Source organism: Virgisporangium aurantiacum (assembly GCF_016863635.1).
GTDB lineage: Bacteria > Actinomycetota > Actinomycetes > Mycobacteriales > Micromonosporaceae > Virgisporangium > Virgisporangium aurantiacum.
In genome coordinates this window covers 345636-361298 of sequence record NZ_BOPG01000012.1, presented here as the reverse complement: position 1 = coordinate 361298, position 15663 = coordinate 345636, and the positions used below count along the sequence as shown (strand labels likewise).

Annotated in this window: 14 protein-coding genes; 6 read left to right on the top strand and 8 right to left on the bottom strand. The window is 70.4% G+C overall.

Annotation, left to right across the window (positions count from 1 at the left end):
* Window positions 1-37: 37 nt before the first annotated feature.
* The 8 genes from Vau01_RS10465 to Vau01_RS10430 form a co-directional block, all read right to left on the bottom strand.
* Complete coding sequence (locus tag Vau01_RS10465) at window positions 38-1096, bottom strand: lytic polysaccharide monooxygenase auxiliary activity family 9 protein (protein ID WP_203989929.1); 1059 nt, start codon at window positions 1094-1096, stop codon at window positions 38-40.
* Window positions 1097-1271: 175 nt separating this feature from the next.
* Window positions 1272-2468, bottom strand: a complete 1197-nt coding sequence (locus Vau01_RS10460) for an EAL and HDOD domain-containing protein (protein ID WP_203989922.1) — start codon at window positions 2466-2468, stop codon at window positions 1272-1274.
* Window positions 2469-2580: 112 nt separating this feature from the next.
* Window positions 2581-3330 (bottom strand): ABC-2 transporter permease, encoded by a 750-nt coding sequence (locus Vau01_RS10455; RefSeq protein ID WP_203989920.1) that lies wholly within the window; start codon window positions 3328-3330, stop codon window positions 2581-2583.
* The gene (locus Vau01_RS10450; protein WP_203989918.1) at window positions 3327-4040 is read right to left on the bottom strand and encodes an ABC transporter ATP-binding protein; all 714 of its coding nucleotides are present in this window, start codon (window positions 4038-4040) and stop codon (window positions 3327-3329) included. The genes Vau01_RS10455 and Vau01_RS10450 overlap by 4 nt, the downstream gene beginning before the upstream one ends.
* Window positions 4022-4303, bottom strand: a complete 282-nt coding sequence (locus tag Vau01_RS10445) for a hypothetical protein (RefSeq protein ID WP_203989912.1) — start codon at window positions 4301-4303, stop codon at window positions 4022-4024. The genes Vau01_RS10450 and Vau01_RS10445 overlap by 19 nt, the downstream gene beginning before the upstream one ends.
* The gene (locus tag Vau01_RS10440) at window positions 4300-4620 is read right to left on the bottom strand and encodes an ArsR/SmtB family transcription factor (protein WP_203989911.1); all 321 of its coding nucleotides are present in this window, start codon (window positions 4618-4620) and stop codon (window positions 4300-4302) included. The genes Vau01_RS10445 and Vau01_RS10440 overlap by 4 nt, the downstream gene beginning before the upstream one ends.
* Before the next feature lie 88 nt (window positions 4621-4708).
* Window positions 4709-5671, bottom strand: coding sequence for an acetylxylan esterase (locus tag Vau01_RS10435; RefSeq protein ID WP_203989910.1), 963 nt, complete (start codon window positions 5669-5671; stop codon window positions 4709-4711).
* Between the two features lies 1 nt (window position 5672).
* Entirely contained in the window at window positions 5673-6695 is a 1023-nt protein-coding gene (locus Vau01_RS10430; protein ID WP_203989897.1) for a LacI family DNA-binding transcriptional regulator, read from the bottom strand.
* 281 nt (window positions 6696-6976) lie between these two features.
* On the opposite strand from Vau01_RS10430, the gene Vau01_RS10425 reads away from it, so the two are divergent.
* From Vau01_RS10425 to Vau01_RS10400, 6 genes are read left to right on the top strand one after another with little or no spacing between them, the layout of a single operon-like run.
* Window positions 6977-9304 carry a beta-xylosidase/alpha-l-arabinosidase gene (locus Vau01_RS10425; protein ID WP_203989889.1) on the top strand — a complete coding sequence of 776 codons (2328 nt, stop codon included), beginning with the start codon at window positions 6977-6979 and terminating at the stop codon, window positions 9302-9304.
* Entirely contained in the window at window positions 9301-10251 is a 951-nt protein-coding gene (locus tag Vau01_RS10420; RefSeq protein WP_239151474.1) for an ABC transporter permease, read from the top strand. The genes Vau01_RS10425 and Vau01_RS10420 overlap by 4 nt, the downstream gene beginning before the upstream one ends.
* Window positions 10245-11189 (top strand): carbohydrate ABC transporter permease, encoded by a 945-nt coding sequence (locus tag Vau01_RS10415; RefSeq protein ID WP_203989887.1) that lies wholly within the window; start codon window positions 10245-10247, stop codon window positions 11187-11189. Before Vau01_RS10420 ends, Vau01_RS10415 begins: the two co-directional genes overlap by 7 nt.
* A 36-nt stretch (window positions 11190-11225) precedes the next feature.
* Window positions 11226-12863: an ABC transporter substrate-binding protein gene (locus Vau01_RS10410; protein WP_203989885.1), complete on the top strand. Its 1638-nt coding sequence runs from the start codon at window positions 11226-11228 to the stop codon at window positions 12861-12863.
* Window positions 12864-12920: 57 nt separating this feature from the next.
* The gene (locus tag Vau01_RS10405; protein ID WP_203989883.1) at window positions 12921-13640 is read left to right on the top strand and encodes a hypothetical protein; all 720 of its coding nucleotides are present in this window, start codon (window positions 12921-12923) and stop codon (window positions 13638-13640) included.
* Window positions 13637-15649, top strand: coding sequence for a beta-galactosidase (locus Vau01_RS10400; RefSeq protein WP_203989882.1), 2013 nt, complete (start codon window positions 13637-13639; stop codon window positions 15647-15649). The genes Vau01_RS10405 and Vau01_RS10400 overlap by 4 nt, the downstream gene beginning before the upstream one ends.
* Window positions 15650-15663 lie beyond the last annotated feature (14 nt).

Sequence of the window (15663 nt, the reverse complement as noted above, 5' to 3'; positions counted from 1 at the left end):
AAATGCGGGGCCCGCACGCGCGGGCCCCGCGGTGGAATCAGGTCGCGTTGCAGGCCAATGTGGGGACGTTGTTGAAACTGTTGGTGCTGCCGAGGAAGCCGAACGACGCCGTGCCTCCCGCCGCGAGACTGCCGTTCCACCCCACGTTCTTCGCCAGCACCGTGGATCCGTTGTTGGTGACGGTGGCGTTCCACACCTGCGTGACGGTCTGGCTGCCGGGCCAGGTCATGTTGACGGTCCAGCCGGTGATGGCGGTGGAGCCGGCGGTCACCTTGACATCGCCCTGGAAGCCGTTCGACCACTGCGACGCGGTGGTGTAGGTGGCGGTGCAGCCACCGGTGCCCGGATCGGGATCCGGGTCCGGGCCGGGGCCCGGCAGCGGCGGGTCGGCCGCCCCACCCGGGAACCGGACGTCGCTGCAGAAGTAGTAGGCCTGGTCCATGTGGCTGGCCTGCCAGATGGTGTAGACCATGTGCCGCCCGGTGCGGCCCGACGCCACGGCCGGAACGCTGATCTGCACGCCGCCGGTGACCGCCTGCCACTGGCTCGCCGGCGTGTTGCCGATCTGGGCGACGAGTTCGAGGTTGCCCCAGCCGAGCGGCGTCGTCAGGGAGTTGAAGCCCTGCTTGGTGACGTACACGCGGATGTAGTCGGCGCCGTGGCTGGCCTGGTCGAACAGCCGGATCGAGAAGTTGTTGCCGATCTCGGTCGCCCGCCACTGGCCCACGGCGTCGAGCGCGTTGTACCGGCCGCTCTCGGTGCGGCCGCCGCTGCACAACTGGCCGTCGGGCACGGCGGCCTGGTGGTTGCCGCCGACACCGTTGCGGTACAGGCCGTTCCAGTTCCACATGGCGGCGGGCTCGGCCTGCCAGGCCTGTGCGCACATCGGGTCGGTGGCGGCCATGTTCGGGTCGAGGTGGTTGGATCCCCACCGCTCGTAGCACCCGTAGTTCCGGGAGGCCGGGCTCTGCACGTTTCCGTGCGTCGACGCGCGCTCCACCCACACGTTGGTGAGCAGGAGGGTGAGGACGGCGGCGATGGTCAGCGCGCGGAGAAACCAATGCCGCCGGGCATTGAGGGCGGGGGTGGGAAACATGGCGGGCTCCCGGGGGCGGGGCAACGCCGGAGCCGGGTGCGCGGTCCTCCCGGTCCTGACGCTGCGTCGACAGGTTGAACCGGGGGGAGGGCCGGATTGCGGACACGATAGCACGACATTGACTGGAACCAATTCGATCGACGTATTGTCGAATTGTCGTCGATAATCGTCGAATTCAGGCCGGGATCGCGTTGCTCCAGCGGATCGCGTCGAGCATGTCGGCGGTGATCTCGCCGTCGAAGGCGTACCCGGCGCGGTAGACGTGCACGGTCCCGATCACGTCCGCCAGCGCACCGGTCCCGGTGATGAGGGCCTCGCGCAGCTCCCCGGCCAGCGGCAGCTCGGCCGCCAGATCGGCGACCGGCAGCCCGAACAGGTCGCTGACCGCGACGAGCAGGCCGGCGGTGAACGCGGTGTCGCCGTTGAGCCGTCGCCGCTCGGCGACCAGCCGGCAGAGCCGGGCGTGGGTGGCGGCCGAGGTCAGGGCCGCCTCGTCGCCCTCGGTGATGTCGGCGATCACCATCAACGTGACCCACTGCTGCAACTGCCGCGTGCCCAGCAGCATCACGGCCTCGGCGATCGACGACACGGTCCGCCGGGTGCCGCTCGCGGCCGAGTTGACCAGCCGCAGCACCCGCAGGGCCAGGCCCGGGTCGGTCTGCGCCATCGAGACCACGCGGTCGAGGTCGACGTCGGCCTTGTTGAGTTCGACCAGAAGGTGGATCCGGCGCAGCCGGAGCGGTCCGAGCGCCGTGGCGGTCAATGCGCGGGGACGCCCGAGAGCGTGGCCCTGCAGCAACTGGAACCCGAGCGCGGTGGCGGTGTCGACGGCCGCCGGCGACTCCAGCCGCTCCGCGATCAGCTGCACGTGCGGGTACAGCGCGCACCGGCTGAGCGCGATGTTGATCGTCGCCTCGTCGTCGACCAGCATGTCGATCTTCGCGTGGGTGGCGTACGGGAGCAGCGCCTCCTGCCCGGGCCGGGTGCCGCTCTGGTCCACCGCGATCTGGAAACCCCGCCGCGCCAGCGCGGCCACGCCGTCGCGGACCGCGTCGTCGACCTCGATGTCGGCGAGCACCTCGATGCCGACCCGGCCGGGCTCGAACGGCAGCGGCAGGTCGCCGACGAGGAACTCGCGGGTGACGTTGACGAAGCACGGGTGGTTGCCGGCCAGCGCCTCCACCCCGAAGTCGCTGAACGCCGCGACGATCACCCGGCTGGTGGCGAAGCTGCTGCGGTCGGACGCCTCGACGGCTCCCGCGTCGGCGCGGAAGAGCAGCTCGTAGGCGGCCACGTCGCCGGTGCGGTGGTAGATCGGCTGCCGCCCGACGTGGACCGGCAGCGCCGCACCGAGGATCGGATCTGATGCCACGGCTCACGATAGGGACATTGCGGGCGCCTTCGCGGCGGATCGCCGGTTTCAGGCGCGCTTTCAGACGTCGCTTTCAGACGTCGCTTTCAGACGTCGCTTTCAGACGTCGCTTTCAGACGTCGCGCCGCCTCGCGACCGCGGTCGCGGCCGTGACCAGCGCGACGGTGTAGCCCGTCCACAGGACGGCGGCGAGCCAGGCGGGCGGCAGGCCACCGTCCGCCGCGCCGGCCGCCTCCGCGTCGCCGCCGATCAGGGCGACCCGCACGCCGGTGAGCGAGTACCGCTGGTAGCCGTCGACCAGTTCGGTGAGCACCGGTTCGACCACGAACAGCGCCAGCAACGCGATGCTGAGGCCGGCGACCTGGCTGCGCACCAGCGTCCCGAGAGCAGACCCGAACGCGGCCGACAGCGCCGGGAAGGCGACCCCGCCGACGGCGATCCCGACGAGCTGGGCGTCCGACAGACCGACCGTCACGTCGCGGGCCGCCATCAGTCCCAGGCCGACGCCGCCGGTCGCGACCACCGCCACCGCGCCGATCAGGCCGCCGACCGTGGCGCTGGCGACCGCGTTGGCGAGCGCGACCCGGCCCCGGTCGGGGGTGACGAACAGCGTCGGCAGGATCGTGCCGTGCCGGTACTCGCCGCCGGACGCGATGATCCCGAGCAGCAGGGCCATGATCCCCGCCATGTTCCCACCGGTCGACAGCGTGAGCCGCGCGCCGACCTCGCTCGCCAGTTCGGCCGGCTCGCTGGTCAGGGCGATCGCGACCGTGAGCGCGACACCGAACGCGAGGGCCACGGCGAGCAGGGCGTAGGGGACCCGTACGGTGCGCAGTTTGATCAGCTCGGCGCCGAGTGTCATCTGGTGTCCCCGGTGAGTTTGAGGAACGCGTCTTCGAGCGTGCCGGTGCCGGCGATCTCGTCGACGGCGCCCTGTGCGACGAGGCGACCCTTCGCGAGCACGACCACGTGGTCGACGACCTGGGCGACCTCGGCGAGCACGTGACTCGACAGCAGCACCGTGCGTCCCTCGTCGCGCTGGGCACGCAGGAAGTCGCGCAGCCAGCGGATGCCGTGCGGGTCGAGGCCATTGGCGGGTTCGTCGAGGACGAGCACCCGCGGGTCGCCCAGCAGGGCAGTGGCCAGGGCGAGCCGCTGCCGCATGCCGAGGGAGTACTTGCCGACCCGTTTCCGCGCCGCGTCCTCCAGGTCGACCTGTGCGAGCAATGCGTCGACACGGGTTTTGGGTACGTCGGCCGCCTTCGCGAACACGCGCAGGTGGTTGCGGCCGGTGCGCCCAGGGTGGAACTGGGCCGCGTCGAGCACCGCGCCGACCTCCCGCGCCGGGTGCGGGATCGCCGCGTAGGGCCGGCCGCCGATCGTCGCCCGACCCGTGGTCGGCGCGGCGAGGCCGAGCAGCATCCGCATCGTCGTGGTCTTGCCGGACCCGTTGGCGCCCAGCAGTCCCACCACGCTGCCGCCGGTGACCGTGAAGCTCAGCCCGTCGACCGCGGTCGTTTTGTCGTACCGCTTGGTCAGCGAGTCGACCTCGATCACCGGGTCGGCTGCCACGGCTCACCCACCTCGGCGAGCGCGCGCTCCAGTGCCGATGTCTTCTCCCGGATCACGGCGAGTTCGGCCAGCACCTTCTCCAGCTTCGCCGCGGTCTCCTGTTGCGCTTTTATCGCGTCCTCGCTGAGCCGGCGGTGCGCCTCCTCGCGCGCCACCGTCATGCGGGCCCGCCAGGTCGCCGCGCCCTGCATGATGAGCACGACGGTGATGACCAGGACGAACGCCATCCCGGACGCACCCATCACCGCTTCCTGCCACGTCATGTCTTCTCCTTGTCGTTCTCCGGCAGTGTCGCCACCGCGTCGGCGATCAGCTCGGGGGTCAGGTGCAGCACGAACGGGGTGACCTGCACGTACCGGATGCCGTGGCCCTCCTCGGCCAGCTCCAGTTCACTGGTGACCAGGCCGGCCGCGGCCAGCTTGGACAGGTGCGCGTGCACCAGCGGCCGGCTCAATCCGACCTGCCTGGCCAGCTCCGTCACGTAACGCCGGCCCCCGACCAGTGCCGCGAGGATCCGCAGCCGTTGCGGGCTGGCGAGGGCGGTCAGCAACCGGACCAACTCGTCACCGTGCATGCTCATGGGGCGGCTCGCTCATCTCCTCCTGACGTACGTAAGAAATAGTTTACGTACCTCACCGCGTGGTGTCCACTCCACGATCGCGGGAGGGTCAGATGAGACGCGTGGTGAGCCAGGCCATCTGGCGTTGTGCGTGGACGGCTTCGCCGCCCTCGTGGTGGTTGAACGGGTACACCTCGATGGTGCGGTCGTCGGTGCCGTAGCGGTTGTACGCGGCGAACACCGTGCTCGGCGGGCACACGGTGTCGCGCAGGCCGACGCCCCAGTGGCTCGGCGCGTTCGCCCGGCGGGCGAAGTTCACGCCGTCCACATAGGACAGTGTGTGCCGCACGGCGGCCTCGGCCCCGCGGTGCACCGACAGGTATGTGACGATCTCGCCGTACGGTGCGGCGTCGGTGATCTCGATCGCCCGCTGGACGTGGCACAGGAACGGCGCCGAGACGAGCACCGCGGCGAGGTCGGGCACCAGCCCGGCGACGGCGAGGGCCAGCCCGCCGCCCTGGCTGTTGCCGACCACCGCCACGCGTCGCGGGTCGACGCCGGGCAGCGCCCGGACGGCGGACACCGCGCGGACGGCGTCGACGATCAGGCGGCGGTAGTAGTAGTCCTGCGGCGTGCGGATGCCGCGGGTCACCGGCCCGGGCCCGCCGGGCGCGCCGCCGTGCGGGTCGGGGGTGTCGCCGCCGTTTCCGTACTGGTCCCCCTGGCCCCGGCTGTCCATGAGCAGATGGGCGTACCCGGCCGTGACCCAGGTGAGCCGCTCGTGCGGCAGCCCGCGCCCGCGCCCGTAGCCGAGGTACTCGACCACCGCCGGCAGCGGGTCGTCGACACCGGCCGGGCGCGTGTACCAGGCCCGCACGGGCACGCCGCCGAACCCGGTGAACGTGACGTCCCAGGTGTCGACCAGGCGCAGGTGGGTCGGTTCCGGCCGCACGTCGTCGAGCGGGGGGACGTCGGGGATGCTCGCCTTCCAGAACGCGTCGAAGTCGGCGGGTTCGGGGACGTCGGGGGAGTAGCGGCGCAGCTCGGGCAGCGGCAGGTCGAAGAGCGCCATCTCAGGAAACCTCCGCGGTGCTCTCGCGGACCACGAGTTCGGTGACGAAGTCGATGCGACGGGTCGCCGGTTCGACGCCGCGGGCGAGGTCGAGCAGCATCCGGGTGGCGGTGCCGGCCATGTCGCGCAACGGCTGGTTGACGGTGGTCAGCGCCGGTCCGATCCACTCGGCGACGGGCAGGTTGTCGTACCCGATCACCGACAGGTCGTCCGGGATGCGCAGGCCGAGCCGGCGGGCGGCCCGGTAGACGCCCACCGACTGCATGTCGGAGCCGGCGAACACGGCGGTCGGCCGGCGGGGACCGGTCAGCAGTTCCATCGCGTGTTCGAAGCCGCCGCCCACGAAGAAGTTGCCGTGGCGCACCAGTTCCGGGTCGACGGGTAGGCCGGCCTCGTCGTGCGCGGACCGGAAGCCGGCCAGGCGCGCCTGGCTGCACAGCACATCCCGTTGGCCGGCGATGATCGCGATCCGCCGGTGGCCGAGACCGATGAGGTGACGCGTGGCGAGCAGGCCGCCGTTCCAGTTGTTCGCGCCGACGGTGGGCACGGCGGCCGACGTGGCGCTGTCGGAGTCGACCACCACGAACGGGATCCGTTGGCGCTCCAGCTGGTGCCGCTGCGCGTCGGTGACGGTGCACAGCACGAACAGCACACCGAGCGGACGGCGGGCGAGCACGCCGTCGAGCCAGCGCTGGTCGGGCCGGTGTTGACCGTCCAGATGCGACAGTCCTATCTGGACGTCCGCCGGGGTGGTGACCGCGTCGATGCCGCGGATTATCTCCATCGCCCAGGCGGAGGCGTACTCGTGGAAGACGACGTCGAGTTGCGCGGTGCCGACGGGCTGCCGCCGGGTGCGCCGCCGGTACTGGTGCCGGCGCAGGCTCGCCTCGACCCGCGCCCGCGTCTCCGGCGCGACGTCGGCGCGGCCGTTGAGCACCTTGGACACGGTGGTGACCGAGACGCCGACCTCGCCGGCGATCGTCGCGATCGTCGGAGAAGCGGCACCGTTTGTCGGCAGCGTCATCGAAACCTCGAGTGGGGGTTGCCGGAAGTTTCGGCACGACGTTAGCAGCGGTGAGCGCGAAGCTGAACCCGGTTACGCCTTGGAATCGGGACGGATACGCATTTGACAACCTTGACAGAGACGTTGACGCGGACCTATGTTGCGTCGCAAGTACCGAAGTATTTTCCGAAAGTTTCGACACCTCGTTCCGCCCCCGACGACCCGCCCCCACAACGTGATCAGCCCGCCGGCCCCGACGCCGGTCGATGCCGGCTGCCCGTCGCCGGTTGTGAAAGGACCGCATGAGTCTTCAGATCCCTGTCGACAGCCCGCCCGCCTGGCGCGATCCGGCGCTGTCGCCCGCCGAACGGGCCGCGGCGCTCGTCGCGCTGATGACGGTCGAGGAGAAGGTCGCCCAGCTGGTCGGCGTCTGGGTCGGCGCGGACGAGTCGGGCATAGGTGTCGCCCCGCACCAGGCCGAGATGACGCGCGACGTGCCGCCGTGGCCCGACCTGATCCGGCACGGTCTCGGTCAGCTGACGCGCCCGTACGGAACCGCGCCGGTCGACCCCGCCCGCGGTGCCCGGTCGCTGGCCGCGGCGCAGGCGCAGATCGTGGCCGCGAACCGGTTCGGGATTCCGGCGCAGGTGCACGAGGAGTGCCTCACCGGGTTCGCGGCCTGGCGCGCCACCGTCTACCCGACGCCGTTGGGCTGGGGCGCGTCGTTCGATCCCGACCTGGTCGCCGAGATGGCCGGCCACATCGGACGGTCGATGCGCGCGGCCGGCGTCCACCAGGGTCTCGCGCCGGTGCTCGACGTGACCCGCGACTACCGGTGGGGCCGCACCGAGGAGACCATCGGCGAGGACCCCTACCTGGTCGGCACCGTCGGATCGGCGTACGTGCGCGGGCTGGAGGACGCCGGCATCGTCGCGACGCTCAAGCACTTCGCCGGGTACTCGGCCTCGCGCGGCGGCCGCAACCACGGTCCGGTGCCGATGGGACGCCGGGAACTGTTCGACGTCATCCTGCCGCCGTTCGAGATGGCGCTGCGGATCGGCGGCGCCCGGTCGGTGATGAACTCCTACGCCGAGATCGACGGCGTACCCGTGGCCGCCGACGGCGGACTGCTCACCGCGCTGCTGCGCGACGACTGGGGCTTCACCGGCACCGTCGTCTCCGACTACTACGCCGTGCGGTTCCTGGAGACCCTGCACGGTGTGGCCGCCGACGCCGCCGCCGCGGCCGGGCTCGCGCTGCGCGCCGGGATCGACCTCGAACTGCCCACAGTGGACACGTTCGGCGCGCCACTGGTCGACGCGGTGTGCCGGGGCGCGGTCGACGAGGCGCTCATCGACCGCGCGGTCACCCGGGTGCTGACGCAGAAGGCGGAACTCGGCCTGCTCGACGAGGGCTGGCGGTCACCGGCCGCCGACGCCCTGGACCTCGACGACGAGTCCGGACGCGACGTCGCGCTGCGGCTCGCGCGGCAGTCGGTCGTGCTGCTGCGCAACGACGGCGTGCTGCCGCTGTCGGCGGGGAGCCGCGTCGCCCTGGTCGGACCGCTCGCCGACGACCCGCTCGGGTTGCTCGGCTGCTACGCGTTCCCGACGCACGTCGGTGTCAACCACCCCGACGTCGAACTCGGGCTCGACCTGCCGTCGCTGCGCACCGCCCTGGCAGACCTCGTGCCGGGCCTCACCTACGCACCGGGGTCCACAGTGGACGGCCCCGGCCGGGACGGCTTCGACGCGGCCGTGGCGGTGGCCCGCGACAGCGACGTGTGCGTGCTCGCCGTCGGCGACCGGGCCGGACTGTTCGGCCGCGGCACCTCCGGCGAGGGCTGCGACGTGGCCGACCTGACGCTGCCGGGTGTGCAGGCCGACCTGGTGCGGGCGGTGCTCGCCACCGGAACGCCCACCGTTCTCGTGACGCTGTCGGGCCGGCCGTACGCGCTCGGCCCGGACACCGCGCCGGCCGCCGCCGTGGTGCAGTCGTTCTTCCCCGGCCAGCGCGGCGGGCAGGCGCTCGCCGAGGTGCTCACCGGTGCGGTGAACCCGTCGGGGCGGCTGCCGGTGAGCGTCCCGCGCGACGCCGGCGGCATGCCGACCACGTACCTGGCCCCGCCGCTGGGCCGGCGCACCGACGTGTCCTCGGTGGACCCGACGCCGGCGTACCCGTTCGGCCACGGCCTGAGCTACACGAGCTTCGAGTGGACCGACGCGTCGGCCGACGGCCCGTGGACGACCGACGGCGAGGTGACCGCCGCGGTGACCGTCCGGAACACCGGCGACCGGGCCGGCGTCGAGGTCGTGCAGCTGTACCTGCACGACCCGGTCGCGCAGACGACCCGGCCGGTGGTAAAGCTCGTCGGCTACGCGCGGGTGCCGCTCGACCCCGGCGCGGAGGCCCGCGTGGTGTTCACCGTTCCGGCCGACGCGACGTCGTTCATCGGCGTCGACGGTCACCGCGTCGTCGAACCCGGCGACGTGGAACTGCGGTTCGGACGGTCCAGCGGCGAGTTCGTCGCGGCGCTGCCGCTGCGCCTGACCGGCCCGGAGCGCGTCGTCGGCCACCAGCGGCGGCTCGCGGTGCCGGCGCGGATCGAATCACGGGAGGTGAGGTCGTGACGACCCTGGCGCCGCGCAAGACACCCGAACCGCGCAAGGCCCGCGGGCCGTCCTGGGGACGCGCGTTGCGCCGCGACTGGCAGCTGTACTCGCTGGCGGCCCTGCCGCTGCTGTTCTTCGCGGTCTTCCGGTACGCGCCGATGGTCGGCAACGTCATCGCGTTCCGCAAGTTCCAGCCCGGCGGCAGCATCCTCGGCGAGTACTGGGTCGGCCTGCGGTACGTGAAGCTGTTCATGTCCGACCCGACGTTCTGGGACGTGTTCACCAACACCCTCGTCCTCGGCGGGCTGACGCTGCTGTTCTGCTTCCCGCTGCCGATCGTGCTCGCCCTGCTGCTCAACGAGGTGCGCACCCGTTCGCTGAAGCGGTTCGTGCAGTCGGTGTCGTACCTGCCGCACTTCCTGTCGATCGTCATCATCGCGGCGATGGTGATGCAGCTGACCTCCGTCGACGGCACCGTCAACCAGTTGGTGAAGGCGGTCGGCGGCGACCCGACGCCGTTCCTGCAGCAGTCGGAGTGGTTCCGCACCATCTACGTGTCGTCGGAGGTGTGGCAGACCGTCGGCTGGGGCACGATCCTCTACCTCGCCGCGCTCACCACGATCGACGACAACCTGTACGAGGCGGCCCGCATCGACGGCGCCGGCCGGTGGCAGCAGACCTGGCACATCACGCTGCCCGGCATCCGGCCGACGATGGTGACGCTGCTGATCCTCAACATCGGCACGTTCATGGCGGTCGGGTTCGAGAAGATCCTGTTGCTGTACAACCCGTTGACGTATCCCACCGCCGACGTCATCTCGACGTACCTGTTCCGGATGGGCTTCGAGTCGAACAACTTCAGCTACGCCGCGGCGATCGGCCTGTTCGAGGCCGTGATCGGTTTGACGCTGGTGCTGTCGGCGAACGCCATCTCCCGACGCACGGTGGGAGCGAGCCTGTGGTAGCCACCGCCCGTCACCAGGCCCCCGCGACGCCACGGCCGGCGCTGCGCCGCCCGGTGCGGCGAAAGGGGCAGCGCGTCAGCCGCGGCTACCGCGTCTTCCAGGTGTTCAACGCGGTCATCCTGACCATCGTCGTCATCGTGACGCTGTACCCGTTCGTCAACGTGGTCTCGCGCTCGCTCAGCGACGAGGCCCAGATCATCGCGGGCCGCGTGAGCCTGTGGCCGCGCGGGTTCAACCTCACCTCGTACAAGCTCGTGATGTCCGACCCGATGTTCTGGACCAACTACCGCAACACCATCGTGTACACCGTGGTCGCCACCGCGATCGCCATCGTGCTCACCACCTGCTACGCCTACGTGCTCTCGAAGAAGCATCTCAAGGGACGCACCGCGCTCATCGGCATCGCCGTGTTCACGATGTTCTTCTCCGGCGGCCTGATCCCGAACTACGTGCTCATCAGCAGCCTCAACATGACGAACACGCTCTGGGCCGTGGTGCTGCCCAACGCCATCAACGTGTTCAACCTGCTGGTGATGAAGGCGTTCTTCGAGAGCCTGCCGCTGGAACTCGAGGAGGCCGCGGCCGTCGACGGCCTGTCCACCTACGGCGTGCTGTGGCGCATCGTGCTGCCGTTGTCGAAGGCGGTGGTCGCCACGATGATCCTGTTCTACGCGGTCTCGTTCTGGAACTCGTGGTTCACCGCGTTCCTCTACATGGACCAGTTGGACATGTTCCCGGTGACCGTGTACCTGCGCAACCTGATCGCCGGCGCGACCGGCGCCGAGGCGATGGGCGGCGCCGCCGGCGAACTCGTGCAGTCCGGGGCGACGATCCAGTCCGTGACGATCGTGCTCACCGTACTGCCGATCCTCCTCGTCTACCCGTTCGTCCAGCGGTACTTCGTGTCGGGCGTCCTGCTCGGCGCGGTCAAAGGCTGAGCCGCTGTCCCCACCCCCGCACGAAAGGAAGTCCCCATGTACCGCCTATCCCGGCGCACGGCGATCCTCGCCGCCGGGGCCTCGATGTTCACGCTCGTCGCGTGCGACACCGGCCCCGACGAATCCGAGTCAGAGGACCTCGACGGCAACCGCGCGGGCGCGATGGCCGACTACAAGGTCGGTACTCAGTTCAAGGCGACCGAGGCGCTGTCGTTCTCGATCCTGTACAACAACCACCCGAGCTATGCGCTCAAGGACGACTGGCTCTTCTGGTCCGAACTCACCAAGCGGACCAACGTGAAGCTCGAACCCGTCGCCGTGCCGCTGAGTGACTACGAGCAGAAGCGCAGCCTGCTGATCGGCGCCGGCGACGCGCCGTTCATCATCCCGAAGACGTACCACCCGGCGGAGAACGCGTTCGTGTCTTCGGGTGCGATCCTGCCGGTGAGCGAGTACATCGACCTGATGCCCAACCTCAAGGACAAGATCGCCAAGTGGAATCTGAAGCCGGAGATGGACTCGCTCCGGCAGCAGGACAACAATTTCTACCTGCTGCCCGGCCTGCACGAGAAGCCGTGGCAGGACTACTCGATCGCGGTGCGCACCGACGTCCTCAAGCAGTTGAATCTGGAGACGCCGAAGACGTGGGACGACGTCTACACGATGCTGAAGGCGATGAAGGCGGCCAACCCGTCGAGCTACCCGTTCTCCGACCGGTTCAGCAAGCCGACGCCGGGCGGAAACCTCATCAACATCGTCACCGCGTCGTGGGGGTCGTTCGGCGGCTGGAACTACCAGCACGCGAAGTTCAACGACAGCACCAAGAAGTTCGAGTACACCGGTGCGACCGACGCGTACAAGCAGGCGCTGGAGTACCTGCACAAGCTCGTCGCCGAGGGCCTGCTCGATCCGGAGAGCTTCACCCAGAGCGACGACCAGGCGCGGCAGAAGCTGGCCAACGGCAAGTCGTTCGTCATCAGCAGCAATGCGCAGACGCTCGTCAACGACTACCGCAACGACCTCGCGAAGACCATTCCGAGCGCGACGATCGCGAAGATCCCGCTGCCGATCGGCCCGGCCGGTGAGATCAACCCGGCCAGCCGCACCGAGAACGGCGTCATGATTTCCAAGAAGGCGCGCGAGAGCAAGAACTTCGTGGCGATGATGCAGTTCATCGACTGGCTCTACTATTCCGACGCGGGCCAGGAGTTCGCCAAGTGGGGCGTCGAGGGCACGACGTTCACCAAGGACGGGTCGGGCAAGCGGTCGCTGGCGCCGGACGTCAACGTGATCGGGCTGAACCCGAAGGGCACCAAGCACCTGCAGAAGGACTTCGGTTTCTACAACGGCGTGTTCGCCTACGGCGGCCCGCCGGAACTGGTCAACGGCTTCTTCTCGGCGGAGGAGCAGGAGGTCCAGAAGCAACAGGCCAACCGCAAGCCGGTCGCCGTGCAGCCGCCGGCGCCGTTCACCGACGAGGAACGCGAGCAGGCGACGCTCTGGGAGACGCCGCTCAAGGACCACGTCACGCAGATGACGCTGAAGTTCATCCTCGGCCAGCGGCCGCTCTCGGAGTGGAACGCCTACGTCGCCGAACTGAAGGCGAAGAACAGCGACCAGTACATCAACCTGGTGAACAAGGCCTACGACCGGTTCAAGAAGGCCAACGGATAACGGTTCGTGGCCCGGCCGCGTCGGCGCGGCCGGGCCGCTTCGTGAGAGGCTCTTGTCATGACGGACGTGGGCACCGCGCGGCAGTCGCCTCCCTCGGCGACAAACCAGCCGCTTCAGTTCGGCGACGGGCCGCTGTCCCGCGCCGCGGCGAACGTCTACACCGTGCTCGTGGTCGGGCTGTTCCTCGTTCTCGCCACGCTGCCCGGCCTGGTGCCGCTGGCGCTGCTCGACCGTGACGTCAGCAACCTGCCGTTGGTGGCGCTGTGCGCGGTGCCGTTCGGTCCGGCACTGTCGGCCGCGGTCTACGCCCTGCACCACCGGCGCAACGACATCACCGACCTGGCACCGGCGGCCGCCTTCGTGCGCGGCTACCGCGTGAACGTGCGGGGCGCGCTCGCGCTCTGGTTGCCGGCGCTGGCGTGGCTCACCGTGGTCGCGGTGACGCTCGCGAACTTCGCCGCGGCCGGGGTGCCCGGGTGGTGGGCGGTGCTGCTCGTGGTGATCGCGGCGGCGGTGACGATGTGGGGCGTGCTCGCGCTCGTCGTCACCTCGCTCTTCGACTTCCGGATCCGCGACGTCGCCCGGCTCGCCGCGTTCTTCCTCGGCGCCGAACCGCGCGTGACCGTCGGCGTCGCCGCGCTGCTTTTCGTGGCGGTCGGCGTGACGCTGCTGCTGTCGGAGGTCGTGCTCCTGTTGGCGGCGCCGCTGTTCGTGCTCGCTCTGGTGCGCACGTGCGCGCCGATGATCGGGCGCATCAAAGCGGAGTTCACCGAATGAAGATTCGGTACGGCGGCGACTACAACCCCGAGCAGTGGCCGGAGGAGGTGTGGCGCCGCGACTACGAACTCTTCGACGCCGCCCGCATCGACACGGTGACCGTCGGGGTGTTCGTGTGGGCGTTGACCAACCCCGCCGAGGGGGTGTACGACTTCACGGTGCTCGACCGCGTGGTGGAGCGCGCCGCCGCGGAGGGCCGCTCGATCTGCCTGGCGACCGGCACCGGCGCCCACCCGCCGTGGCTGGCCCGGGCGTACCCGGAGGTGACCCGCACCGACTTCGAGGGGCGGCGGCACCGGTTCGGGCAGCGGCACAACTCGTGCCCGAGTTCGCCGGCGTTCCAACGGTTGTCGGCCGAACTGGCCCGGCGGGTCGGGCGCCGCTACGCGGGGAACCCGGCGGTGGTCGCCTGGCACGTCGGCAACGAGTACGGCGGCGCCTGCTACTGCGACCGGTGCGGGGTGGCGTTCCGCACCTGGCTGCGTCACAAATATACGACGCTCGATGCGTTGAACGCCGCCTGGTACACCACGTTCTGGTCCCACCGGTTCACCGACTGGGAGGAGATCGAGCCGCCGTCGGCGCTCACCGAACACTGGCGCGGCCCCGACCACACGGCGTTCCAGGGGATCACGCTCGACTACCTGCGGTTCATGTCCGACGCGATGCTGGCCAACTTCCGCGCCGAGAAGGCCGCGCTGCGCGAGTCCGGCGACCTCCCGGTCACCACGAACTTCATGGGCATGTACCGGCCGATCGACTACCACCGCTGGGCTGCCGACCTCGACTTCGTCTCGTGGGACAACTACCCGCCCGACGACACGTCCCAGGCGCGCATGGCGCTCGCCCACGACCTGATGCGCGGGCTCAAGGGCGGGCAGCCGTTCTGGCTCATGGAGCAGACGCCGAGCTACACGGCGTCGCGCGACGTGAACCCGTTGAAGCGTCCGGGTCTGCTGCGGCTGTGGAGCTGGCAGGCGGTCGCGCACGGCGCCGACGCGGTGCTGTACTTCCAGCTGCGGGCGTCCCGCGGCGCGTGCGAGAAGTACCACGGCGCGGTGATCGGGCACGGCGACCGTGCCGACACGCGCGTCTTCCGCGAGGTCGCCGAGCTCGGTGCGGAGTTGGCGCGGCTGGGCGACGCGACGCTCGGCGCCCGCACGCCGGCCCGCGTCGCGCTGCTGTTCGACTGGGACAGCTGGTGGGCGCTGGAGCTCTCCGACGGCCCGTCGCGGCTGGTCCGCTACCTCGACGTGGTGCTGAGCTACCACCACGCGCTGTGGGACGCCGGCGTCGACCTCGACGTCGTACCGGTGACCGCCGACCTCACCGGGTACGAGGTGGTCGTGGCGCCGGCGCTGCACATGGTCAAGGGTGACCTCGCGACCCGCCTCGAAGCGGTCGCCCGGCGCGGCGGCTCGGTGCTGTCGACGTTCCTGTCCGGTCGCGTCGACGAGAACGACCTCGCGTTCCCGGGCGACGTTCCCGGTCCGCTCGCGCCGCTGATGGGAATCCGGGTGGACGAGTGGGACGCGCGCGCCGCCGACGTGGTCAACCCCGTACGGCTGGGTACGGACGGGCTCGTCGTGGGATCGCGGCTGCTGTTCGAGATCGTCGTCCCCGACGGCGCCGAGGTGATCGGCACGTACGAAGCGGACTTCTACGCCGACACGCCGGCGGTGACCCGGCACGCGTTCGGCGCCGGGCACGGGTGGTACGTGGCCACCGGGCTCGACCAGACGGGCGTCTCCTGGGTGGTGCGGCAGGTGCTCGACCGGCACGGCCTCACCGGCCCGTACGCCGACCTCGCCGACGTGGAGACGACCGTGCGGGTGACGCCGGCCGGCGACCACGTGCGGTTCCTGTTGAACCACCGGGCCGATCCGGTCGAGGTCACCGTCGTCACCGGCGGCACCGACCTGCTGACCGGCGCGGGAGTCGACAGTGGACAGACGGTCAAGCTCGACCGGTACGGGGTGCTGGTGCTGCGCGAGGCCGCCGCACCCTGACCTGCGGCGGCCCC